We start from the raw sequence: 24,452 nt of genomic DNA on the forward strand, positions 1-24,452 counted from the left end.
TTCGTATCCGGAGATGCGGCCTAGCTATCCTGGGATTCGTTTGCCGCATCCTCATCGTATTCCTGCTCAAGCTTATCGGCCTCACGAGGCGTCAGCTCAAACTTGTCGACCATATCGACCGCACGGGAGCCCAGCTCGATCGCCTCGTCAAACAGATCGAGCGAACGCTCCAGGGACGTATCCTTGGAGCGAACGGTCGCGATAATCTGGTCCAAGCGGTCCGAGATCTCGTCGAAGTTGCGGACGGAACCCTCTGGCATGGCTACTCCTCGACGGTACCGGTCTCGGCCTCGGCGACCTCGGCATCCTCGTCGAAAACGCCGGCCGCAGCCTGAGCGGCGGCAACCTTGGCGGCAGCCTCGGCGGCCTGGGCCTCCTCGCGGGCACGGTCCTCGGCCAGCAGTTCCTGATACAGGTCCTCGCCCGGTAGCTCTTCGCTACGAGCGATCTTGCCCAGCACGCCGTTGACAAACGACGCGGACTGGTCGGTGCCATAGGCCTTGGCAAGTTCGACGGCCTCGTTGATCACGATAGCGTCCGAGACCTCTTCGTCGGTGAGGAAGCGCATCTCGTAGACGGCGATACGCAGCAGATTGCGGTCGGCGCCGGGCATGCGCATAAGATCCCAGTTCTTGGCGACGGCGCGCAGGGCACAGTCGATGCGATCGATATGCTCGTAGGCACCGCGGCACAGCTCCAGCGCATAGGGGTCGAGGGGGCCCTTCGAGATCAGGAAATCGCCCTCGAGGACGCGCTCGAGCGGGCTGTCCGTGGCCTCGGCCTGGAACAGCAGCTGCAGCGCCTGACTGCGGGCAAGCGTACGCCCGCGATAAACCTTAAGGCTCAAAGGTTACTCCTTGGGGAAAACGAGGCCGTCGATGCAAACGTCAACGCGCTCGACCTCAACGCCCACCTGGGCATCGATGGCAGCGACCACGGCAGCGCGAACGGCCTCGGCGAGTTTCTTGAACGGATAGCCAAAGAACACCACAACGCGCACGGTGAGTGCGAGCTTGTCGCCGACGACCTCGGTCTCGACCGCCGGCTCGGAAGCCGGGGCCTTGGACGAGAGCATCATGGAGACAAGGTTGGTGGCAAGGTCCTTGACGCCAACGGAGGCGATGCCCTCGACATCGGACACGGCGCGCGAGACAATGGCGGTCAGAACATCGGGCGAAATGCCGATGCCGTCAATCTTGATTTCCTGGGGCATGAGTCCTCCTAGAAGAGTTGGTTGCTAGACGCGGGAGACGAACTTGCCGTCGCGGGTGTCAACCTTGATGACCTCGCCCTCGTTGAGGTACATGGGGACCTGGATGACAGCGCCGGTGTCGATCGTGGCCGGCTTGGTGGAACCCTGGACGGTGTCGCCCTTAAAGCCCGGGTCGGTCTGGACGATGGTGGTCTCGATGAACATCGGCGGAGTCACGCCCATGAGCTCATCGTCGGCGAAGAGCAGCTGGCAAATGTCGTTCTCGCGCAGCCACTTGGAGTTCTCGCCCACCATGTCCTCGGGAACGGGAACCTGCTCATAGGATTCGTTGTCCATGAAGATGTAGTCGGTGCCGTCGTTGTAGAGGTACTGGAACTCACGGGTGGTGAGCATGACGCTCTCGAACTTGGTGCCGGCGTTGCAGGTGTTCTCAACGACACGACCGCTCTTGATATCGCGAGTCTTGTAGCGCACAAAAGCACCACCCTTGCCCGGCTTGACGTGCTGGAACTCGACGATGGTATAAACCTTGTCCTTAATACGGAGACCGAGGCCGTTCTTGAAGTCGGCGGTAGAAATGGTAGGCATAGCGACCTTTCTTCTTATGGGCAGAACGCACAGGCGTCCAAATTACATACGACCGAAATTATACACTTGCAGACGGCGCCTGCAGCGAGCGCATAAAAAGAGAACGCGGGGCGTCCGAATCGATCCGGACGTCCCGCCCCAAAAATCTATCGAAATGAGCTAGCAATCGATGACGTGAAGGTCATGCGGCGTCTTGGTGAAGGGCTCGTAGCCGTTCTCGGTGACCACGCCGTAGTCCTCCAGACGCACGCCGCCCACGCCGGGCAGGTAGACGCCGGGCTCCATGGTGATAACCGAGCCGACCTCAATGATATTCTTGCTGCGGTTGAAGTTGGGCAGCTCGTGGATGTCAATGCCCACGCCGTGGCCCAGACCATGGTTGTAGTAATCACCATAGCCGGCATCGCCGATGATCTTCTTGGAAAGCTTGAAAATGTCGTTGCCCTCGACGCCCGGATGGATTGCGGCGACGCATTCCTCGTGCGTACGGCGCACGAGCGCGTACAGGTCGAGCTGTTCGGACGTGGGCTCGCCCATCACGACGGTACGAGTCATGTCGGAGCGATAGTCGCAGTAACCCGCGCCATAATCCATGAGAACGAAGTCGCCCTTCTCGATCACGCGGTCGCTCGGGACGGCATGCGGGTTGGCGGTGTTGGGACCGCTCGCGACGATGGAGCCAAAGGCCAGGCTATCGGCACCGTTAGCGAACATAAAGTTCTCGAGCTCGTTGCGGACCTGTTTCTCAGTCATACCGGGCTTAATATAGCCGAGCATGTGCTGGAAGGCGGCGTCGGTGATCGACTGCGCGTGGCGCATGAGCTCGATCTCCTCGGCGTCCTTGATGGCGCGCATCTTACGGATGTCGTCATGCATCAGCGGCAGCATGCAGGCAACGGAGCGGTCCTCCAGGTCACGCTGAATACCCTGGTAGAAATTGATCTGCATGTCGTCCTCGACAGCGCAGACGCGGCACTTGTTGGCCGCGATCTTGCCGGCGACCCAGCCGGGGATGGTGCCCTCGTCCATGTCGTAGACCCAGGGGCTGCCGGCGGGCGTGTTCTCCTCAAAGCTGTTGAGATAGCGCGAGTCGGTATGGAACAGGCACTGGTCAGCCGTAATAAACGCAGCGTGCGGGAACTCGAAGGTGTAATCGAAGACGCCCTTGACGCCCGTAAGCCAACGAAGGTTGGCCTCGTCGCGCACCACGATAGCGTCGTAGCCGCGCTCAACCATCAGGGCACGGACACGCTCGATACGACCGGCAGGACCGGCAGCAAACTCAGACATGCAGATTCCTTTCTTGTTGTCTTCATAAAGACGGGACGGGTCTCAACCGAACGATGGAATCGCATGCAATCCGCAACCGATTGAAAACCCGCCCCTCAACATGATACGAAAGACGATGGATGTCAATAAATCTTAGAGAAGTTCTTTGCGAGAAGCCAAGTAGGCGTGAGCATGGCGGTCGAGAACCTCGTCCTCAACGCTCGTTAGACGAATGGCGCCGAGTGCCGCGGGCAGCGGCAACATGCTGCGGTTCGAGCGGACAAACTGCTGCCTGCGGAACTCCTCGATATATGCGGCAGGCTCCAGATCGAAGGCAAGCTCCTCGATACCAAAGTCCTCCAGGCAGTCATCGACCTCGAAGACGTAATCGATATCGAAGTCGCAGGCATCGTGTGCTAGGCGCGCCTCAAAGCGCATGCCCTCGGACAACAGCTGGTAGGCAGGCACCTGCGAAGCGGCATCGCCCAAGCAGGCGCGCAGGGTACGCTCCCCCGTCTTGCCAAAATCGAGCGCATGGCGGGCGCTGGGATTCGTAGCCATCAGTACGTCCTTGCGGGCAGTCTGAGACCACTGAACGGCATTGACGAGCGCGACCTCCTCGCCCGCGAGAATCTCGGGAACGGTCTCGGTAAACTGATTCCAGCGGGACTTGCTGCTCGAAAGCATGGTGCCAACAAGTACCGCATAGCCGAGCTTGAGGTCCTCGGGGTCCGCCTCGCGAACAAGGTCGAGGTCACACACGACCAAGCCCGGCTCGGGACGGAACGCGATAGCGGGAAGCGCATGCGCGGACGAGGCGACGAGGGGCTTCATGGTCGTCGCGACCGTGAGCATGGCGTCGAACGTCGTCGGCAGCAAGGCGCACTCGGTGCGACCGCACCACTGATTGGCACACCAGCAAACGACCGAGCAGGTCGCCGTGTCGCCGACAGCGACAACGAGATCGTCGCAGGTAATGCCGTTAGCCGACAGGGCGCCAAAGACGGTATCGGCATCGGCAAGCGTAGCACCAGCAGGTGAAACCTCGAGGACGAGCAGCGACACGGCAAAACCGGCGTCAACCAGCGCATGCTCGACAGCCTCGCCAAAACGCTCGGATGTGGCGTCGTTCCAAACCACCATCGCGCGCTTAGGCTTGCCCACAGCCGAGGCAAACATGCGCGACAGTTCCTCGAACGCGCCCAATCCGACGCGGACATCGACACTGCGGTTTTGGAAATTGATAAGTTGGCGGCGAATCATAGCAGTCCACGCTCCAAAAGCATCTCGGCACAAAGGTAGGAAACGTCCTCGAAGGACTTGTTGCGAATATCAAGGGTAATATCGGCGGCTTGGCGATACAGCGGACGGCGATGCTCAAACAGGCGCGCAGCATGCTCGGGCGAGCGGAAATCGGGCCGGGTATCAGAACGGCGAATCTGGCGCAACGAGTCCTCAAAGTCGCCTTCGAGGTACACGCATGTACCCATCTCGTGCATCAGTTCAATGTTCACCGGCGTCTCGACGATGCCACCCCCGCACGACACCAGCAGGCTGCGCTCGCTTTGAAGCGAACGGAGTGCCGAGGTCTCAAGCTCGCGAAAACGATCCTCGCCCTCGGTCTCAAATATCTCGGTCACCGACTTGCCACATCGACGCACAACCAAACGATCGGTATCGATAAAACGCCGCTTGAACATAGTGCCGACGTTGCGCGCGAGCGTCGATTTGCCCGCGCCCAAAAAGCCGATAAAGAAGATATGGTCGCAGCCGTGTTTGATGTGCTGAGACATGGCGAAACCTATTCCTCGCAGGGAAGGTCGCGCAGGGCCCGGCGCTCAAAGATACGGAAGATCTGCGTGTACCACAGGTCCTGGGTTGCCTGCGGCTTGACCAGAATAGTGTCAACGCCGGCAAAGTTACCGCTCCACACGTCCGTGTACAGCTGATCGCCGATCAGCACCGCCTCGTCTGCCGTGGCGCCAAGGCGCTTAAGACCCGCCTTCAAGGCAAACGGGGCGGGCTTCATGGCGTGGCTGATGGCCTCGAGTCCCAGCTCGCGTGCAGAGCTCATGACCTGATCGCGATGCCAGTTGTTGGACACCATGCACAGCTTAAAGCCTTTGGCGCGGGCGGTATCGAGCCAAGCGGAAACCGCGGCGGGAACCTGCTCGGTGTCGCGCGGAACCAGAGTGTTATCGCGATCGAGCAGAATGGCGCGTTTGCCGTCGGCCCACAGGGTATCAAGGTCGATGCAATCGACCGAGGCAACGTATCGTTTGGGGCTAAAAATCCTCATGCTAATTCCAAGACAGTTGATGCTCTTCGTAGGTTTGCGAGAAGTACTCCTCGTCCTGCGTAATGTAGAAATACAGGTCATCGGAGTCGGTTGGCTCAAGCGTGGCCTTGAGTGCCTCGAGCGACGGAGAGCAGATGGGCGTGGGTGGCAGGCCCTCGTGCTTATAGGTGTTATACGGGCTATCGCTCTGCAGGTCGTCGGCGGTAACCTCGCCACCGGTGACATACATCATGGTCGCATCGCTGTTGAGATAGCGCAGACCGTCGAGCTTGCCGGCAAGGCGGTTGTAGAAGACCGAGGCCACGTGTGCACGTTGATCGGCGTTGAGGCCCTCGCGCTCAACGATAGAGGCCAAGTTGACGATGTCGTAGTCGGACATCTCCACACCGTAGCGCTCCTTGATCTTGGCTTCGCAGCTCGCAAAGTCAAGCGACTTGTACTCGGTCTTAAACTGATCGAGCATGGCGCGAATCACGTCATCGGCCGTCGGCGAATCACCCAACGAATAGGTCTTGGGGAACAAGAAACCCTCGAGCGAGTCGTTGGCGGCTCCCTTAAGGAAGCTATAGTCGTCCACGTAGTTGGAGGCCTTGGCCTGGTTGAGGAAGTCTTCCTTAGAGATGCTGTCGTAGGCCTGGGCCACGCGGTCGGCGACTTGATCGACTGTCAGACCCTCAGGGATAGTCAGCGCATTGGAGCCCGCGTTGGGGCCTTCCATGAGCTGCTGAACAACCTTGGTCGCATCCATGAGTGTGGTGAACGAGTAGGTGCCAGGCTTAAGCGACATATCGGCGTTAAGCTTTTTCACCGCCGCGTAGTAATCCTTGGGATTTTCGACGATATGGTTCTCGGAGAGAATCGAGGCGATCGTATCGCCCGAAGCACCGTCGGGAATGGTCACAGTAACTTGCTGGCCAGCAGCGACTTTCGCATCCTCACCGGCAAAGAAGCCCTTAACGGCAGGTACGACAAAGAAAGTGATAGTAGCAAGCGCGATTACGGCCACCACAACGCCGATGATCATAGGAACCGGAGAACTCTTCTTTTGAGCACCGCGACGAGCATGCGTGTTGTAGCTCGAGCGAGTCGCCGGAGCAACGCCATGCGACCCGCGAGCGTGATGCGAATGCGATTGGGGGGCCTGCGTTCGCTGGGTAGGTGCCTGTTGCTTAAAGCGAGCACCGCCTGCAGGCTGAGCCGAACGAGCAGTGGGCTGCTGAGCCGCGTGAGAAGCCGGATACTGAACCGAACGAGCAGAAGGCTGCTGACCCGTCCGTTGAACAGGTTGGGCCGAACGAGAGGAGGACTGCACCGGGCGCGCGGCAGACTGAGCTGCGCGCTGGGTCGGCTGTGCCGGACGCTGGCCAGGCTGGGCAGGGCGCGACGCCGACTGACGTGTACAATTCGGCTGGCGCGGATCGGAAGCGCTAGGCATGCGAAACCTCCTCGTTTTTACGATCAAGCCACGTCTGCAAAAACAGGCTGGCGGCAATCATGTCAATCTTGCCCCTCATCTGCTTTTCGTTGAGGCCCTGCTCGCGCAGGATACGCTTTGCCTCTTGCGAGGACAGGCGCTCGTCCTCAAACTCCAACGGAAGATCGAGCTCGTCGGCAATCTTTTGCGCAACAGCGGCAACGCGCTCGGCCTGGGGACCGGGCTCACCGGCCATGGTCAGGGGACGCCCACTTACCAGGATATCGGGCTCATAGTCCTCAACCAGGTAGCGGAACGTCTTGGCCATACCGGTGACCTCTGCAGCCGGGAGCACCTTGACAGGCATCGCCATCTTGCCATCACGGCTCGAGACGGCGATGCCGATCCTGGTCTCCCCTATGTCCAGCGCAAGCGCGACCACAGCGACTACCTAGATTCTTAGGCGCCGAGCGCGGTCTTAGCGGCCGCGAGGGCATCGGCGATGCCGGCGGCGTTCTTGCCACCGGCCTGGGCCATGTTGGGACGGCCGCCACCGCGACCGTCGACCAGGCCCGCGATCTGCTTGATCACGTTACCGGCGTGGAAACCGGCCTTGACGGCGTCATCGGAGCCGGCGGCGAGCAGGGCCGGGGTGCCCTTCTCGGTCACGCTGGCGACGACGCAGGCGACAGGACCGGCGACCTTCTGGTGCACGGTATCCCAGACGTTGCGCAGGTCGGCAGCCTCAAGGCCCTGGAGCTCAGCGACGACGAGCTTGTAGCCGTCGAGCTCGACGGCGCCCTCGATGGCGCTGGAGATAGCGTCGGAGGAGCCACCGGTCAGTGCCTTCTTGAGCTTGTTGGAAGTCTCGCGCAGCTCGGCCTGCAGGTTCTCCACGCGGGCGGGAACCTCATCCACGCGGCACTTGAGCGCAGCAGCAGCGGCGTCGACGAGCGCCAGACGGTCGGCCATGTAGTCGAGAGCACCCTTAGAGGTCACGGCCTCAATACGGCGGACGTTGGAGCCCGTAGAGGACTCGGAAATGATCTTGAACAGGCCGATCTCGGCGGTGTTGGCGGCATGGGTGCCACCGCAGAGCTCACGGGAGAACGGCTGGTCCTCGGCGCCCACGGAGACAACGCGGACGACGTCGCCATACTTCTCGCCAAACAGGGCGACAGCACCGGCGGCCTTGGCCTCGTCGATGCCCATGACGCGGGTCACGACCGGCTTGGAGGCGAAGATCTGCTGGTTAACCAGGTCCTCGACAGCCTTGAGCTGCTCGGAGGACAGGGCCTCGAAGTGCGTGAAGTCAAAGCGAAGGTGCTCGGGCGTCACCAGCGAGCCAGCCTGGGAGACATGCTCGCCCAGGACCTGCTTAAGCGCAGCGTCGAGCAGGTGGGTGGCGGTGTGGTTGCGGCGCAGGAAACCACGGCGCTCGGCGTCGAGCGCGGCGGTCACGGTAGCACCGACGGTCAATGTGCCCTCGGCAACGTGGGCGACGTGAGCATACAGGCCGTTGTGGTTCTTGGTATCGGAAACGGTCAGCGCAACGCCCTCGGCGGAAAGCTCACCGGCGTCACCCTGCTGGCCGCCCATCTCGGCGTAGAACGGGGTGCGGTCGAGAACAACCTCGACATCCTCGCCCGCAGCGGCGGACTCGACGGACTCGCCGTTGCGCACGATGGCAACAACCTTGGCGCCTACGATCGCATCGTTGTCATAGCCGTCGAACTCAGTCGCGGCGACCTTGTCGGAAAGTTCGACCCACACGTCGTTGAAGCTGCCCCAGGCGTCGCCCTTGGCATTGGCGCGGGCGCGGGCCTTCTGGTCCTCCATGCAGGCGGTGAAGCCGTCCATGTCGACGTCGTGGCCAGCGGTGCCGGCGATCTCGACGGTCAGGTCGATGGGGAAACCAAAGGTGTCGTGCAGCTTAAAGGCAACGTCGCCCGGAAGGACAGCACCCTCGGCAAGCGCGGCCAGGGCCTCGTCCAGGTAGACGCGACCGTTGTCGAGCGTCGTGGAGAAACGCTCCTCCTCGGAAGCGACGATACCCTTGACGAGCGCGACGTTCTTGAGCAGCTCGGGATAGGCCTCGCCCATCTGGGCGTTGACCTCATCAATGAACTTGGTCAGGAAGGCGCCCTCGATGCCCAGCAGGCGACCGTGGAACACGGCACGGCGGAGCAGGCGGCGAAGGACGTACTCGCGACCCTCGTTACCGGGGAGAATGCCGTCCGAGATCATAAAGTCGACGGCACGAGAGTGATCCGCGATGATGCGCAGGGAGCGGCTGGCACCGGAGTAATCGTCGGCGTCATAGGTCTTGCCGCTGATCTTCTCGCCCAGCTTGATGAGGTGCTGCATCAGATCGCCGTCGTAATTAGCGGTCTTGTGCTGCATGATGGCGGCCATGCGCTCCAGACCCATGCCCGTATCGAGGTTGCGGTGCGGCAGCTCCGGCATGGAGCCATCCTCCTGGCGGTCGTACTGGGTAAACACGAGGTTCCAGAACTCAAGGAAGCGATCGCAGTCGCAGCCAGGCTTGCAGTCGGGGCTGCCGCAACCGACCTCCTCGCCCATGTCAAAGTAGATCTCAGAGCACGGACCGCAGGGACCGGTGGGGCCAGCGGCCCAGAAGTTGTCGTCCTCGCCCAAGCGGGAGATGTGGTCCTCGGCAACGCCCAGGGAGCGCCATACGTCATGGGTCTCGTCGTCCTCGGTAAAGACGGTGAAGTACAGGCGATCGAGCGGCAGCTTGAACTCCTTGGTGATGAGCTCAAAGGCCCAAGCGCAGGCCTGCTGCTTGGAGACGCCGCCAAAGGAGAAGTCGCCGAGCATCTCAAAGAAGGACAGGTGACGGCCGTCCTCGCCGATGCAATCGATGTCGTTGGTGCGGACGCACTTCTGGCAGGAGATCGCGCCGATCTCCTTCATGGTCTTCTTGCCCTGGTAGTACTCCTTAAACTGATTCATGCCGGCGTTGGCAAGCAACAGCGAAGGATCGTCGGGGACGAGGGACGAAGAAGGATAGAGCTTAAGACCGCGCTCCTCAAAGAAGTTGAGGAACTTAGAGCGAATCTCGGCCGTAGTCATTGACGGGTAGTCAGCACTCATAGAGGGAATCTCCTCGGTTTCACATCGAAACAGTTCAAACGTAACGATATTACCATCCCACCGCGCCTGTGCAAAAAAGAGGGCCGCCAAACAGCGACCCTCCAGCGAAAGTGCACGTTATTTAGGTCTGTCAAATACTTTGAAAAAAATGATTTCGGTATAATTGCATATAAGAATCGTCCGGAAGGAGCGATCGATGAATAGCAAACGGTTTGCCGTGAATGCACTAACCTCAGTAGCCCTTTTAGCAATCTTCGCTTACTCGAGCTGGTATGTGAACCAGCCGAGATTTGGCTACGCATTGTACGCAGTAACATCTGGCGATAAAGCGTATTACACCCTAAGCGCAATTGACGCCATCTTTTTCTATGTGGCTGGCCCCTTATCAATCGCTTTGATCGCGTTTATTGTTATTTACAACATCAAGAAACGCTAACAGAGCCTATTTGGAATCCGAATCGTCCATGGAGCCGTCGATGCCGGTTTTGGTGTCGTCGTCAGAGCTTGTGTCGTCGTCCTTGGCAAAGGGGTTCTTAAAGAAACCCGTCGCGTCGGGCTGCAGGCCTGAGAGCTTAATCCAGGGATTATCGAGCTCGGGCTTGGGCATTGCCTGGGCCTCGGGAGCGGTCTCGTTGCCGATGAGTTCGGACTCGTAGATGAACGTATCGTCGCCAAGCGCGTCGTAGGCGGCGACCGGGTTGCCCTCGGTATCGCGATACGGCGTGCCCTTAAACACGGCGCCATCGTATGCCACGAGCTGACGGCCGGTCTCGTTCTCAAAGTAGTAGACGAAAATGCCCTTGAGGGCTGCGCACAGCGGAATGGCAATGATCATGCCAATAGGACCCATGAGTGCCGAGCCAATAACGAGCGCCGTGAGGCTCATGATGGGATGCACCTGCACCGAGCTCTGCATGACCTTAGGCGAAATTACGTTATCGGTGACGTTTTGAGCGACCATCGTCACGATGAGCGTCCATAACGCCAACATGGGGCTGAACATGAAACCGAGCACTGTGGCGATTGCTGCGCTCACCCAGGGACCGACGACCGGAACCAAATGCATGATGCCGGTAAAGATGGCCATGAGCGCCGCATACGGATGGCCGATGATCATAAAACCGATAAAGGCGAGGAAACCACCGCAGATGGACGTCACGACCATACCGCGCATGTAGCCGCCGACAGAGCGAGAAAGGATGGCGACCATAAAGCGGTACGAGGTCTCCTTCTCCTGACCGATGATGGTGCAAATCTCGTGGTGCATGCGAGGGTAGTCGCAGGCCATCCAGTACGCAAGCACCAGACCAAGGAAGATCACGAACAACTGCGAGGCTGTATTGGTGATGAGCGGGAACACACCGCGGCCAAGCTCGGCAGCGATCTGAGACACATACTTCGATGCCACGGCAACCAGCGACGAAAGATTATCGTCCAGATACTCCTTGAGCGGCGTGTTGTTGAGCGTCTTGGCATGCGAGATCATCTCGTTGAGGTCGCCACCCGCAACACGAAGCTGCTCAGGCAGACGGCTCAGGACTTCCATGATCTGACCAAAGAGAATCGGCGACAAGATGCAAACGACACCGACGAGCACGGCAACAACAACAATAAGCGCGATAAGCGAACCGATGCCGCGATTCACGCCATGGTGCTCGAGCCAGTTGGTGATCGGGGACATCACAAAAGCAATGATGGAGCCGACGGCAAGAAACTCAATAACCGGTGCCAGGATGCCCATAAGGTTAAAGATGACGGCAGCGATGACAATGCAGCCGACAACAGCCCAAATGCGAAGCGTCAGAATGCGGGTATCGCGCAGCGTGCGGTCTGTTTGTTGGGGGTGCTCACTCATGAACGAATCATCACTCCGTCGGGGTCAATCTTATCCTGAATCTTCTTGAGGGTGCGGCGCAACAAGCGCGAGACCTGCACCTGCGAGATGCCCAGCTTCTTGGCGATCTCGATCTGGGTCATGCCCTTTACAAAGCGCAGCTCGATGACCTCACGCTCGCGCGGCGAGAAATCGCGGATGGCTTCCTCGATCACCAGGCGGTCATCGGTAAAGTCGAGCTCGTTGTCGTCGTCGGCGTAACGGTCAAGAATCGAGGGCGCATCGTCGGAATCGGACGCTCCGGGAGCCTCGATGGGCACCGACGTATAGGCCGACGACGATTCCATGGCCTCCAGGACCTCGTCGACGGTCACGTCCAGGTACTCAGCGATTTCTTCGACCTTGGGCGAGCGCTGCAACTCGTTGGTAAGCTTGTCGGTAGCCTGGTTAACCTTGGCAGAAAGCTCCTGCAGGCGACGAGGCACGCGCACGCTCCAGCCCTTGTCACGGAAGTGACGCTTGATCTCGCCCAAGATGGTGGGCGTGGCAAACGTGGTGAACTCGAGTCCGCGCTCAGGGTCAAAGCGGTCGATTGCCTTGAGCAGGCCCAAATAGCCAACCTGCATCAGGTCGTCGAGCGGCTCGCCGCGATTCTTAAATTTGTTGGCAAGGAACCTTACCAGGTTCATATGGGACATGACGAGCTGCTCGCGGGCGTCCGGATCACCGGTCTCCTTGTAGCGACGAAACAGCTCGCGGGTTTTCTCCTTGTCCCAAGCAGTCTTGCCGCTCCGGGAACGTTCGGTCATATTAGATATCCGCCTTGAGATCGAGGGAAAGCGTCAGGGGCGCCGCAGTCTTTTCGTAGGAATCGCACACGCTCGCGAGGATGAGCTCGGCATACACCGCAGCCTGGTCGTTTTCATCAACCGTAGCCTGGTCTCCAAAGGTAATAGTCATGCCAACGTGAGTCTCATCGACATCGAATTTGATGGTGATGTCGTCGCAGTCGACCGCGGTGCACCCAAAGATGAAAGCCTCCTCGGCAGCCATGCGGATGTCCTCGATGCGATCGACAGACATGGAGCACAGGGCACCAACGTTGGCTGCCGTCATGCGCACAAGGCGAGCGAGACGCGGGTCGCCGGCAACGGTCAGCGTGATGGGGCAGGTTGCTTCGCTACTCATCGCAGGGCTCCTCAGAGGACTCGGCGGGCGTATAGGTGTAATACTGAGCCGGCTTGGCTGCGGGCTTCTGAGCCGCATCCGCACCATCGGCGGCCTCGTCCTCAGCCTCACCGATCAGAACGCGCTCGGTAGGCTGCTCGGCCTCGGCGGCGGCAGCGGCTAGCTTACGATCGGCGTCGGCTGCAGGAGCCTTCACCTTATTGAAGAGCTTCTGCACGGCGCCGGCCGCAGAATCTGTCACGCTCGATACAGCATTGCTGGCCTCGGCCATACTGCCCGTGACCTCGGAGATGTCGCGAACTACCGCCTCAACCTCAACGAGGTTGGACGTCAGGGCGTCAATGGCAGTCTTGCTCGACTTGAGGAGCGGCTCCATCTGGGCAAGTGCCGGCGTAAGCTCGTCAACGGCACCATCAAGCTTTGCCACCACGGGCTGCGCCTCGGCAATCGTATTATTGAGGTCGGTTACCGTCTTGTCGAGCGAGTCGACAACGGTGCGGGTTTTACGCAGGGTGAGCGCAAGCTCAACGATAGCCCACACGCCGGCAACGGCGAGCAGCAGCAAGGCGATTTGAATGGGACTCATACAAGCCTCCCAAAGGAATCGAAATACAAACGCTTTCCATGGTACCCCAAAGGGGACCGAACATGCCAAGAGCAGCAACGTGGGACAAAATTATCAGCAGCTACTTCGGTGCATTCCCGCTGCGGTCGCGTTCGCTTTGCTCTACGCGCCATTCTTCCCAACCGCGGCCGGCAGGCTGCCAAAATGCACCGCGTTCTAAGCCTTCGGGCAAATAGCGCTGGTCGACCCAGCCTTCGGGATAATCGTGCGGATACTTATACACACCGTATTCATCGCTGCCCGGGCGATGGCGATCGCGCAGATAACTCGGCACCTCGCGAAACCCACTAGAGTGGATATCGGCCAGCGCCGCATCGATCGAAGCCTCACACGCGTTGGATTTAGGCGCCAAGCACACATAGAGTGCAGCCTGAGCCAGGTTAATACGGCACTCGGGATAGCCAATGACCTCGGCAGACTTAAACGCGGCATGCGCCACCAAAAGCGCCTGCGGATCGGCGTTGCCGACGTCCTCAGAAGCCTGAATCATAATACGGCGAGCGATAAACTTGGGATCCTCCCCCGCATCAATCATGCGCGCGAGCCAATAGATCGTGGCATCGGGGTCGCTACCGCGCATAGACTTAATAAACGCACTGATAATGTCGTAGTGCATGTCGCCGTTTTTGTCGTACGAAAAGCCGCGACGCGGGTTGGCAATCTTTACGTCATCCACGGTGATGGGATAGCGCTCCCCCGCCGCCGGCGCTGGCGTCCCTTCGGTATCGGGACGCGTGACGGCAATCTCGCTCGCCAGCTCGACCGTCGTCAGGGCCGAGCGTGCATCACCCGCAGCCAGCGTACAAATGGTCTTGACCGTATCCTCATCGGCCGAGAACTTACCGTTCAGGCCCTGTGGTGCCTCGAGCGCACGCTCAATAAGCGTGGCGATATCCTCATCCTTCAGATGTTCAAGCTCCACCACGCGTCCGCGCGACAACAGTGCCGAATTGACCTCGAAGTACGGGTTCTCGGTCGTGGCGCCGATCATAATGACGGTACGGTTCTCAACTGCATGCAGCAGGGCATCCTGCTGCGACTTAGAGAAGCGGTGGATCTCATCGATGAATAGAATGGTGCGGCGGTCGTACGTATTCAGGCGCGTCTTGGCCTCGTCAATCACGCGGCGCAAGTCCTTTACGGTGCCCGTCACGGCGCTGACCTCGACAAACTCGCTCTTGGTATGGTTGGCGATAATGTGGGCCAGCGTCGTCTTACCCGTACCGGCCGGCCCGTACAGAATCACGCTCGAAAGCACGTCGTGCTCGATCGCGGCACGCAACCATGAGCCCTTACCGACGGCCTTTTGCTGGCCCACATACTCGTCGAGCGAATTGGGGCGCATGCGCACCGCAAGCGGCGCATTCTGAAAGGAACGCTCGCGCGTCGAAGCAGAAAAAAGGTCGTCCATAGCCATCCCGTGCATCAATCAAAAACGTTTTCCACAAACAGTATACCGAATAAATACGAACTACCGTTCGTTAATATAGGTACGATGCGGAAACTTTAGACCCGGGAACAGCTTGCTCGTCAGCTCGCAGAAATAACCGTCCGTCATGCTCGCGATGTAATCCACCACGGCTTGATCCTTGTCGTCCTGCCAGGCATAGGTACGATCGTAGTAGGAAAGCTGCTGCTCAATGCGCGAAATATGGTGCTTAAAGATATAAGAGGACTCGTCGCCACTGTTTAGATCCCGCAGGCAACGGTCGTAGAGCTTTTCGAACGCCTCACGCAGCTCCTCCTCGGAATCGCCTTCGATACCGCCCTTGCTATAGATCTTCTCGTAGTTCTCGCGCTTGGCTCGGCGAATTTCCTCAAACAGGTCCTCGCTCATCTCGATGCGCGGCTTACCATAGCTATGCTCAACGATATCGATGGAAGCGTGCGTGAGGATCCAGCTGTTATAGGCGCCGCCCCGACCATCGTCAAAAGCGTCGGGCGAAAGCAGACCCGCCGCGATCGCATCCTGACGGTCACGACCGACGTAGGCAAGAATATCCGAGATGCGAACGACGCAGCCCTCGAGCGTCATGGGACGCAGGTGCCCAATGGCGCCATAGCCCGTGGCGATGCAGTCCTCGACCGCCTGATCGAACTGGTCAAAGGAGCCCATATCCGACAATTCAAACACGCGCTGCTCGTACTCGCCGTTATGGCATAGCACGCCGTCGAGCGTCTGGAGTGACACGTTACGGCCGTACAGCGCGTCGAGCACGCGGACCGACTGCACGTTATGGAAAAAATAACGCCCCGTACGCTCGTGGTAAATATCGTTGAGGAATCGCTCACCGGCATGGCCGAAAGGCGTGTGTCCCAAGTCGTGGCCCAGGCCAATCGCCTCGATCAGATCGCAATTGAGCCCCAGGGCGCGACCGATATCGCGCGCAATGCGGGAGACAAGCTGCACGTGCAAACCGCGGCGTGACAGATCGTCATTGCTACGGAAGCTAAAGACCTGCGTTTTGCCTGCATAACGGGTGTACGCCGGAAGATGAAGTATCTTTTCGGTATCGCGCATAAACGCCGGACGCATAAGCGTGCCTTTGTCGGCGGCGCGATCAATACGACGAATGACCTGATCGTCGTTGCAACGATACGGGTTAACATAGCCCGAAGCACGATCGGTGGCAATGCGCTCGAAAAGTTCGGGCGACAACGCCGAGGGAATACGGTCCATGCGCGCCTTAATGACGGCCGTTTCTTGATTAGTTGCCATGGCATGCTCCTTAAAAAGGATGCGCAATCGGTTACAATGTCCAGCCCACGACCTCGATTATGGCAAATATCGGCACCAAAAACGGGAGCAATGGCAGGGAGCGCGATTTTGTGAAGAGGCAGGAGAGGGCCAGGACCAGGAGCGCAACGGCAAATGCCACGATGCCGCCCAGAGGGTCGAGCGTGCAAAGCGCGAAAAGTGCCTTAGCATCTCCCATGCCGATGCCCGGGGTTTGGCGAAGACGACGCCAGAGGGACTCAGTCAGCACGAGAGCAAGATCCACGATGACAGCAAGACCTGCGTGGTCAAGCGCTGTGTTCAAACCGAGATCGAACCAAACACCCGCTAACGCCGCCACCGCACACGCGCCAGCAAGCGAATTCGGGAACCGCCGATCACGAGCATCGATAACGGCGCCAGCAATAGCAAACAACCAAAATGGGATATAGACCATCGAACGCCACCTCGAGTTACATCGCATAAACAAAAACCACCACAAAGGTGCCTGTCCCCTTTGTGGTGGTTTTGGTGGTGATTATTTGGCGCCTTGCATGACCTCGTCAAGGGTGACGTTGACGGCGTGCTGCGTCGGAACCCAGTCGACCTTCAGGAACAGCGCAGCCACCGTGATGGGGATATAGCTGAACATAAAGATCGGGAAGGTAAACAGGTTAGTCACCAGGCGCCACTTTTGCGCGCAGTGAATATGCTTGTACTCAAAGATAGTCGTGAGCAGCGCCAGGATGAAGAAAGTCTGATACATCATGGCGAAAGTCATAATGAGCGAAGCGGCGCACGCCTGCATCTCGACTTCGGTTGCCAAGAAACCATGCGAAAGGCCACCCACAATCAAGAACGTCGCATTAGCGAGCATCGAGATCAAGGACAGCAGCATACCCGGGGCGATGGTCATAAACATGTCGTAGGCGGCAAAGCGATGATAGCGGAAGGTCGATTTGACCAGGTGCTTACCGTAGGTAAAGAACACCTGGTAGAAGCCCTTGGTCCAGCGCATGCGCTGTTTCCAGGACGCCTTAAACGTCACGGGCTGTTCGTCAAAGAACTCCGCCGGCGCATAACCGATGCGAATGCCGTGAATGGCACAGAACGTAGTGAACTGGATGTCCTCGGTCAGCGTATGGAACTGCCAGCCGTGCATGCCCTCAATTACGCTGGCGGAGATGAGGTAGCCCGAACCAGAGACGGCACAAGACGTCTTGCAGATGTTGCGCGCGTTGTTGAGGAAGCGGGCCTCACGCAGATACCAGGTAGCATTCGCTGCCGAGATCCACGAGCTGCCGAAGTTCTTGGAGTTACGATAGCTCGTAACCACATGGAAGCCCTGGTCAAAGGCATCATTCATCTTGGAGACGTAATCGCGGGAGATAACGTTGTCGGCATCGAAGATAAAGTAGCCCTCAAACGTGTCGGGATACTCGTTGAGAATGCGATCGAAACCAAAGTCCATGACCCAGCTCTTACCCTTGCGGGCCAGGTCGTTGCGCTCATAAACGATGGCGCCTGCCTCGCGCGCGAGCTGCGCCGTATTATCGGTGCAGGCATCGGCGACCACGAAGACCTCGATAAGCTCGGACGGATAATCCTGGTCCTTGATGGAGCGAACGAGGTTGGCGATAACGGCCTCCTCGTTGTGTGCTGCAATAAAGAAGGCATACCGGTGGAGTTTTTTGGCCTTGGGAGGCGCGACCTCGCCGCGGAGAGCTCCAATGACAAAGAAGACCACCTGGTACAAGAAGCAGACCGTGAGCAGCGTGACGACAATCTGGTTGAAGATCACGATGGGTGTGTTGGTTTGTAAAAAGGCGAGCATGCAGGCTCCCAGGAACGCGTTACGTAAACAACCGTATATCTTACCGCAGGCTAGGGGCGTTCAAGAAACCACCTAATACCAACTAGGCTTCGAGAAGACCGAGCTGAGGAACGATCTCGTCGCCGGCAGCGGTGCGACCAAGCGAGCGCGGGGCCAGGTCGTCAAGAACCGCAGCGAGATCCCACGGCAGCTCGTCGCGGCACTCAATGCGCTCCCCCGTCACGGGATGGTCGAATGCGACGCGCCAGGAATGAAGGAATTGCCTGGCCAAACCCTGATCGGCGCGTGCATCGCACTTGCCGTAGAGCGGATCGCCCACGCAGGCGTGGTTGATATGGCGCATATGCACGCGTATCTGATGCGTGCGGCCCGTAAACAGGTGGCACTCGACGAGCGTATAGCCGTCGTCAAAACGCGTGGAATCGAAGCGCTCGAGGACCTTAAAGGTCGTAATGGCCTGACGCGCGAAAGGATCGTCCGAAACCGCCATCTTGACACGGTCACGCGTAGAACGGGCAATGCCGGTGTTAATGGTGCCCTCATCCATAGCGATATGTCCGTGAACGAGCGTAATATAGCGGCGGTCGAGCGTGCGCGTACGGATAAGATTTTGGAGCGCGCGCTGGGTGTCGTCGTCCTTTGCCGCAAGCATAAGACCCGAGGTATCGCGATCCAAACGATGTACGATACCGGGGCGGTCCTCGCCCTGCACGGTACCCAGATGGTCGATACCGCAGTGATAGACCAGGGCATTCGCGAGCGTACCGTTCTCATGACCATGCGCAGGATGGCACACCAGGCCGCGCTGCTTGGAGAGCACGATGAGATAGTCGTCCTCGTAGCGGATATCGAGCGGGATGGCCTCGGGAATCACATCGGTGGGATCGTGCGGCTCGGGCAGGTCGACCGAAATGCGATCGCCGGCGCGCACGGCGTACTTTTTGGACAGGCAGGTCTCGCCATTGACTACTACGGCGCCCCCCTCGATCAGATGCGCGCAGGCAGAGCGCGTGGGGCAGCCGTCATTGGCGCCCAGATAGGCGTCAAGACGCTGACCAGCGGCATCGTCGGCAACAAGGATATGGATGTCGGCCATTAGCGCTCAGTCCTTTCGCGAATCTTGCGGGCACGCTCCCCACGCTGCTTGGCTTTGCGCTTGGCGCGGGCCTCATCACGGGCGTTAAGCTCGGCGGTCGCATCGACCTCACGGGCAGCGGGGCTCAAGAACATGTAGCCAAAGAGGGCGAGCACGACGCCCACGGTAATGCCGATATCGGCCACATTGAAGACGGGGAAGTCGATGAAGGTGGTAGCAATAAAATCGGTCACGAAGCCAAAGGCCAAACGATCGATCGCGTTACCGATAGCACCGCCCGCAACCATCGCCATGCCCACAACCTCAAGATGGGCGAGCTGAGGTGCACGAACGAGGTACACAAAAATAGCGATAATGACCGCCAACGCCAGCACGGCAAACGCGACACCATGCCCCTCGCCCATGCTAAAGGCAGCACCGATATTGCGGACAAACATAAAGTCGATAACACCGGGGATGACGGTCACATGCAAGGCGTCGCCCACGGCACGAACCGCAAGCTTGGTCAGCTGGTCAAGAAGCAACACAACAAGTGCCACCCCACCAACAACACCCAACCGCCAACGCAAAGGCGGCGTCATATCCGCACCACGACCCAAATCAATCCCCTACCCTCAAAAGCTCAAATTACGCTTAGTGCAAGTAACCATCTTATATTGCCACACGCAGAGCGCACGACATATCCACCAACGCAAGCGAAATAACCAGCTAAAAACGAAAGCGGCATTCCGAAAAACAGAATGCCGCTTTTATTCAGCGGAGCAAATGGGCCGAAGGCGCCCAAATTCTCCCTATAGCTAAAATGCCGAGTTACCGTGCCTTAAAGGGCATTCGCGCACCTCTTGCAGATGTGAGCGTGGCCGTTGTACTCGCCGACGGTGGTGCGGTAGTTCCAGCAACGGTCGCAGCACTCGCCCTCGGCAGCCTCGATGGCAACGGAGAGCTCCTCGCCCTGGGTCAGTTCAACAGCGGAGACGATGTAGAACTCGGCCAGGTCGACGGCCTTGTCGCCGGTCAGCAGCGCGTACATCTCGGCGGGAACGACCGCCTTGACGCGGACCTGCTGGCTCTTGGTGAAGGTGCCGGCGGAGCGGGCGTCCTCAAGGGCCTTGGTCACGGCGCTACGGAGCTCGAGTGAAGCCTCGAGCACGCCCTCAAACTCATTGGCCTCGTCGATCGTGATGGGCGACTTGTACCAATCGAGCAGCGCGGCGTACTTCTGATGATCGACGCAGCCGGCGGGCGCATAGGCCATGGCCTCGTCGACCGTGTAGGACAGGATCGGCTGCAGGTCGCGCATGAGCATCGAGAAGAGCTCGGCCAGCACGGTTTGGGCGCTGCGACGCTCGAGCGAGCCGGGCTTCTCGCAGTACAGACGGTCCTTCAGGGCGTCGAGGTACACGTTGGAAAGCTCGGTCACCACGAAGTCGTAGAGTGCACGGTAGGCACGCGGGAACTCGTAGCTGGCGTAGGCGTCGTCAACCTCGGCCTGGACCTGGGTCAGGCGGGCAACCATGAGCTTGTCGAGCGGCAGCAGGTCGGCAAAGGCGACGCCGTCGGTCTCGGGCTCAAACTGACCCTCGAGCTCGGAGAGCAGGAAGCGCAGCGTGTTGCGGAAACGACGGTAGGCATCGGACGTACGGGCGAGAATCTCGTGGTCGATGGACACGTCGGAGCTGGTATCGACGGATGCAACCCACAGGCGGATGATGTCGGCGCCCATCTCGTCGCAGACCTTGTTGGGGTCGATGACGTTGCCGAGCGACTTGGACATCTTGCGGCCCTGTCCGTCGAGCGTGAAGCCCTGCGAGACGACCGCCTTGTACGGAGCATGGCCGTTGGCGCCCACCGAGGTGAGCAGCGAGCTCTGGAACCAACCGCGGTGCTGGTCGGAGCCCTCGAGGTACACATCCGCCGGATACTCCAGCTCGGGACGGTACTCGCAGACGGCCTTCCAGGAGACGCCGGAATCCCACCACACGTCGAGGATGTCCTTATCGGCCTTGAGGTGATGGCCACCGCACTTGGGGCAGACGCAGGCCTCGCCAAGATAGCTCTTGGGAGCGTCGGTGAACCAGGCGTCGGAGCCCTTCTCGTGGAAGAGCTTGATGACGGCGTCGAGCGTGGCGTCGTTCATGACCTTCTCGCCGCAGTCGGCGCAGGTGTAGCTGGGGATAGGCACGCCCCAGTTGCGCTGGCGGCTGATGCACCAGTCGGGACGCTGCTCGACCATGGCACCGATGCGGTTGGCCGCGTGGGCCGGATACCACTTGACGTTCTCACGGACCTCCTTGCCGGCCTGCTCGCGCAAACCGGTCTTGTCCATCGAGACAAACCACTGGTCGGTAGCACGGAAGAGCACCGGGTGCTTGCAGCGCCAGCAGTGCGGATAGCTGTGCGTGATCTTCTTCTCGAGGACCAGGGTGCCGCGCTCGCGCAGGAACTCGATGATGTGCGGGTTGGCCTCATCGGTATCCATGCCGCTGAAGGGGCCGCCGGTGCCAAACTCCTCGCCGGTGTAGAACTTGCCGTCGTCATCGACCGGCATGCAGATGTCGGTGATGCCCTCCTTGAGGCAGGCGAAGTAGTCGTCGACGCCGTGGCCGGGCGAGTTGTGGACGATACCGGTACCGTCATCGACACCGACGTAATCGGCCAGCAGCGCCACGCCCTCAACGCCGCCAAAGATCGGCTGCTTGTAGTGGATGTGGTGGAAGGTCTCGGCGGAAACCACGTAGGGCTTGCCATCGACCATGACCGGGGTGTACTCCCAGCCAAACTCCTCACAACACTTAGGAGCCAGGTCCTCGAGCATGACCTCGGCACGGCCCTCGTGCTCAACGGCGACATAGGCGGCGCCGGGCTTAAGGGAAACGGCCTGGTCGGAGGGGATGGTCCACGGCGTGGTCGTCCAGATGATAAAGTCGACCGGGCCGTCGAAGTTCTCGAGGCCGGCGGGCTTGGAGGTCATCTCAAAGCGCACGAAAATGGACGGGCTCGTCTCGTCGGAATACTCGATCTCGGCCTCGGCGAGTGCGGTGTGGCAATGCTTGCACCAGTGAACCGGCTTGTGGCCGCGATAGATCATGCCCTTATCGAACATGGCCTTGAAGACCTCGATGTCGGCGGCATCATGCTGGTGATAGAGCGTCAGATAGGGGTTGTCCCAGTCGCCGAGCACGCCCAGGCGACGGAAGCCGGCCTTCTGCAGCTCGATGTTCTCGACAGCGAACTTGTTGCAGAGCTCGCGGATCTTAGCCGTGGAGGTCTGGTTGAACTTCTCGGTGCCGAGCTTCTCCTCGACCTTGTGCTCGATCGGCTGACCATGGCAGTCCCAACCGGGGACGTAGGGAACCTCATAGCCCTGCATCATCCAGTAGCGGTTGATCATGTCCTTGGAGATCTTATTCATGGCGTGGCCGATGTGGATCGGACCGTTGGCGTACGGAGGGCCGTCGTGCAGCACGAACTTCTTGTGACCCTCGTTCTTCTTCAGAACCTGCTCGTAGACCTTGTTGTCCTGCCAGTCCTTGAGTCGCTTGGGCTCGGACTTGGAAAGACCGGCACGCATGGGAAAACCGGTCTTGGGCAGATTCATCGTCTGCTTGTACTCGTTTGCCACGGTACCCCTTTCATGTCGTGGGCGCGCACGCCCTCTGGGCACCAAAAAAGCGCCCGTCCCTACAAGCTGGGACGAAGCGCCACAAACGGGCTGCACGCCCGCAAAAGCTCTTCGCTTAACCACCCAGCTTAGATGCCCTCGCCCGCGTATTCGCGCGCTCGCATCCGTTACTCGGCTGGTCTGTATCGACGACCATCTCGGCGATGTCTACTAAGACGAACCTACGCGGCACGTCCGTTGGGACCGCAGCTCCGGGGTGATTTTCATCGGTCGCATGCACGGGTTCTCAGCGCTCCCCGCTCTCTGTAGCATGCGGACGGCCGACTACTCGTCCCCATCAACGCTTATGCGGAGTATACTAGCACGTTCCGCACCGGCGAAAAACCCTCAACACTGGTTTTATACGTTCGAAATTTCTTGCGGCCGTGGACTTTCTCCTGGAGCAAAATACCTGTAAGCACTTTATCGAACGAAAGAAGGTTGCTATGCGCACGATCGGAATGAGCGACTACACCGTTGGCGAGGATTGCTTTATCGAGCTGCCCGCCGCACTGGCAGAGTACGGAGCGACCAAGGTCGCCATCATTGGCGGCAAGCGAGCCCTGGCTGCGGCGCTGCCGGGTATCGCGGCGGCGCTTGAAGGTACCGATGTCGAGGTTCTGGAGACGCGCGTCTATGGCACCAACAGTACGCGTGCCAATATCGCCAAGGTCGTGAACTCCCCTGCCTGCCAGGAAGCCGACGTGCTCATCGCATGCGGCGGCGGCAAGGCGCTCGACACCGTGAAGACCGCTGCCATTGAGCTCAAGAAGATCGTCTTCACCGTCCCGACGATCTGCTCCAACTGCTCGGCCGCGACCGCCATTGCCGTTGTCTACAACGACGACGGCTCGCTCGAGGGCTATTCGTACCCCAACCGCCCCGCGCACATCTTCATCAACCCCAAGATCATCGCCGAGGCTCCGGCGGAGTACTTCTGGGCCGGCGTGGGTGATGCCCTGTCCAAGCAGCCCGAGGTCGAGTACGCCACGAGCGCCGGCAACCTGGAGCACACGGCAGGCCTTGGCCTAGCACTCGCCCACACCTGCTCCGAGCCGCTGTTTACCTTTGGCGTCCAGGGTCTTGAGGACGTGCGCCAGGACCAGTCGACCGAAGCCGTCAAGCAGATCGCGCTCGACATCGTGGTCAACACGGGCTATGTCTCCAACCTGACCAACCAAAACGATTACTACTACAACTCGAGCGTGGCGCATGCGTTCTACAACGCCACCTGCAGCATTCCGCGCGAGGGCACCTACCTGCATGGCGAGGTCGTGAGCCTGGGCGTGCTGGTGCTGTTTGCCTACACGGGCGATACCGAGAACCTTGAGCGCTACGCAGCCTTTAACAAGCAGATGGGACTGCCCGTGACGCTTGAGCAGGTCGGGCTTTCCGAGTCCGATATCCCCGCCCTGTGCGAGTACGCGCACACCACCAACGAGTGGAAGCAGGGAAACCCCGAGCCCTTCACCGACGAAAAGTTCGCCGCCGCCATCAAGGCTGCCGACGCTTACGGCCACACGCTCTAGGACTGGCCCAAAACCACCACAAAGGGGACAGTGAACTGCCTCCCATTTCTTGGACATCGGGAAATGGGA

Annotated in this window: 24 protein-coding genes; 2 read left to right on the top strand and 22 right to left on the bottom strand. The window is 59.5% G+C overall.

Features of this window, described 5'->3' with window-relative positions; all coding sequences use genetic code 11:
- Nucleotides 1-20: 20 nt before the first annotated feature.
- The 11 genes from DW899_RS05285 to alaS form a co-directional block, all read right to left on the bottom strand.
- Nucleotides 21-260: an exodeoxyribonuclease VII small subunit gene (locus DW899_RS05285; protein ID WP_006233978.1), complete on the bottom strand. Its 240-nt coding sequence runs from the start codon at nucleotides 258-260 to the stop codon at nucleotides 21-23.
- Between the two features lie 2 nt (nucleotides 261-262).
- Nucleotides 263-847: a transcription antitermination factor NusB gene (nusB, locus tag DW899_RS05290; RefSeq protein ID WP_117800219.1), complete on the bottom strand. Its 585-nt coding sequence runs from the start codon at nucleotides 845-847 to the stop codon at nucleotides 263-265.
- Between the two features lie 3 nt (nucleotides 848-850).
- Complete coding sequence (locus DW899_RS05295) at nucleotides 851-1,213, bottom strand: Asp23/Gls24 family envelope stress response protein (protein WP_117629319.1); 363 nt, start codon at nucleotides 1,211-1,213, stop codon at nucleotides 851-853.
- 24 nt (nucleotides 1,214-1,237) lie between these two features.
- Nucleotides 1,238-1,801 (bottom strand): elongation factor P, encoded by a 564-nt coding sequence (efp, locus tag DW899_RS05300; RefSeq protein WP_006233983.1) that lies wholly within the window; start codon nucleotides 1,799-1,801, stop codon nucleotides 1,238-1,240.
- A gap of 159 nt (nucleotides 1,802-1,960) precedes the next feature.
- Nucleotides 1,961-3,091 (bottom strand): Xaa-Pro peptidase family protein, encoded by a 1,131-nt coding sequence (locus tag DW899_RS05305; protein WP_117800220.1) that lies wholly within the window; start codon nucleotides 3,089-3,091, stop codon nucleotides 1,961-1,963.
- Between the two features lie 132 nt (nucleotides 3,092-3,223).
- Entirely contained in the window at nucleotides 3,224-4,333 is a 1,110-nt protein-coding gene (locus tag DW899_RS05310; protein ID WP_117800221.1) for a 3-dehydroquinate synthase, read from the bottom strand.
- Complete coding sequence (locus DW899_RS05315; protein WP_099431675.1) at nucleotides 4,330-4,863, bottom strand: shikimate kinase; 534 nt, start codon at nucleotides 4,861-4,863, stop codon at nucleotides 4,330-4,332. The genes DW899_RS05310 and DW899_RS05315 overlap by 4 nt, the downstream gene beginning before the upstream one ends.
- 8 nt (nucleotides 4,864-4,871) lie before the next feature.
- Nucleotides 4,872-5,369 carry a YqeG family HAD IIIA-type phosphatase gene (locus DW899_RS05320; protein WP_117800222.1) on the bottom strand — a complete coding sequence of 166 codons (498 nt, stop codon included), beginning with the start codon at nucleotides 5,367-5,369 and terminating at the stop codon, nucleotides 4,872-4,874.
- 1 nt (nucleotide 5,370) lies between these two features.
- A complete protein-coding gene (gene mltG / locus DW899_RS05325) occupies nucleotides 5,371-6,804 on the bottom strand; it encodes an endolytic transglycosylase MltG (RefSeq protein WP_233539911.1) in 1,434 nt (477 codons plus the stop codon).
- Nucleotides 6,797-7,225: a Holliday junction resolvase RuvX gene (ruvX, locus tag DW899_RS05330; protein ID WP_035138185.1), complete on the bottom strand. Its 429-nt coding sequence runs from the start codon at nucleotides 7,223-7,225 to the stop codon at nucleotides 6,797-6,799. Before ruvX ends, mltG begins: the two co-directional genes overlap by 8 nt.
- A 17-nt stretch (nucleotides 7,226-7,242) precedes the next feature.
- Nucleotides 7,243-9,900, bottom strand: coding sequence for an alanine--tRNA ligase (alaS, locus tag DW899_RS05335; RefSeq protein WP_117800224.1), 2,658 nt, complete (start codon nucleotides 9,898-9,900; stop codon nucleotides 7,243-7,245).
- A 196-nt stretch (nucleotides 9,901-10,096) separates the two neighbouring features.
- Between alaS and DW899_RS05340 the strand changes: the two genes are divergently transcribed.
- Complete coding sequence (locus DW899_RS05340; protein WP_117800225.1) at nucleotides 10,097-10,336, top strand: hypothetical protein; 240 nt, start codon at nucleotides 10,097-10,099, stop codon at nucleotides 10,334-10,336.
- 6 nt (nucleotides 10,337-10,342) lie between these two features.
- Here the strand turns inward: DW899_RS05340 and DW899_RS05345 are convergent, their stop codons facing one another.
- The 11 genes from DW899_RS05345 to ileS form a co-directional block, all read right to left on the bottom strand.
- Nucleotides 10,343-11,755, bottom strand: a complete 1,413-nt coding sequence (locus DW899_RS05345) for an AI-2E family transporter (protein WP_117800226.1) — start codon at nucleotides 11,753-11,755, stop codon at nucleotides 10,343-10,345.
- A complete protein-coding gene (locus DW899_RS05350) occupies nucleotides 11,752-12,543 on the bottom strand; it encodes an RNA polymerase sigma factor SigF (RefSeq protein WP_022094589.1) in 792 nt (263 codons plus the stop codon). Before DW899_RS05350 ends, DW899_RS05345 begins: the two co-directional genes overlap by 4 nt.
- A 1-nt stretch (nucleotide 12,544) precedes the next feature.
- A complete protein-coding gene (locus tag DW899_RS05355) occupies nucleotides 12,545-12,922 on the bottom strand; it encodes a hypothetical protein (protein ID WP_055251082.1) in 378 nt (125 codons plus the stop codon).
- Nucleotides 12,915-13,508: a hypothetical protein gene (locus DW899_RS05360; protein WP_117800227.1), complete on the bottom strand. Its 594-nt coding sequence runs from the start codon at nucleotides 13,506-13,508 to the stop codon at nucleotides 12,915-12,917. Before DW899_RS05360 ends, DW899_RS05355 begins: the two co-directional genes overlap by 8 nt.
- 100 nt (nucleotides 13,509-13,608) lie before the next feature.
- Entirely contained in the window at nucleotides 13,609-14,958 is a 1,350-nt protein-coding gene (locus DW899_RS05365) for a replication-associated recombination protein A (protein WP_199570267.1), read from the bottom strand.
- 60 nt (nucleotides 14,959-15,018) lie between these two features.
- Complete coding sequence (locus DW899_RS05370; RefSeq protein ID WP_117564131.1) at nucleotides 15,019-16,266, bottom strand: deoxyguanosinetriphosphate triphosphohydrolase family protein; 1,248 nt, start codon at nucleotides 16,264-16,266, stop codon at nucleotides 15,019-15,021.
- Nucleotides 16,267-16,297: 31 nt separating this feature from the next.
- Nucleotides 16,298-16,720 (bottom strand): prepilin peptidase, encoded by a 423-nt coding sequence (locus tag DW899_RS05375; protein ID WP_158566574.1) that lies wholly within the window; start codon nucleotides 16,718-16,720, stop codon nucleotides 16,298-16,300.
- A gap of 81 nt (nucleotides 16,721-16,801) precedes the next feature.
- The gene (locus DW899_RS05380) at nucleotides 16,802-18,097 is read right to left on the bottom strand and encodes a glycosyltransferase family 2 protein (RefSeq protein WP_022094595.1); all 1,296 of its coding nucleotides are present in this window, start codon (nucleotides 18,095-18,097) and stop codon (nucleotides 16,802-16,804) included.
- Nucleotides 18,098-18,179: 82 nt separating this feature from the next.
- Nucleotides 18,180-19,193 carry an RluA family pseudouridine synthase gene (locus DW899_RS05385; protein WP_117800230.1) on the bottom strand — a complete coding sequence of 338 codons (1,014 nt, stop codon included), beginning with the start codon at nucleotides 19,191-19,193 and terminating at the stop codon, nucleotides 18,180-18,182.
- A complete protein-coding gene (gene lspA / locus DW899_RS05390; RefSeq protein WP_117800235.1) occupies nucleotides 19,193-19,774 on the bottom strand; it encodes a signal peptidase II in 582 nt (193 codons plus the stop codon). Before lspA ends, DW899_RS05385 begins: the two co-directional genes overlap by 1 nt.
- Nucleotides 19,775-20,013: 239 nt before the next feature.
- Nucleotides 20,014-22,791: an isoleucine--tRNA ligase gene (gene ileS / locus DW899_RS05395; protein WP_369832241.1), complete on the bottom strand. Its 2,778-nt coding sequence runs from the start codon at nucleotides 22,789-22,791 to the stop codon at nucleotides 20,014-20,016.
- 509 nt (nucleotides 22,792-23,300) lie between these two features.
- On the opposite strand from ileS, the gene DW899_RS05400 reads away from it, so the two are divergent.
- Nucleotides 23,301-24,383 (top strand): iron-containing alcohol dehydrogenase family protein, encoded by a 1,083-nt coding sequence (locus DW899_RS05400; protein WP_117800232.1) that lies wholly within the window; start codon nucleotides 23,301-23,303, stop codon nucleotides 24,381-24,383.
- The last annotated feature ends 69 nt before the right edge of the window (nucleotides 24,384-24,452 follow it).

The organism is Collinsella sp. AM41-2BH (assembly GCF_003468085.1).
In the GTDB taxonomy this organism is placed as follows: Bacteria; Actinomycetota; Coriobacteriia; order Coriobacteriales; family Coriobacteriaceae; genus Collinsella.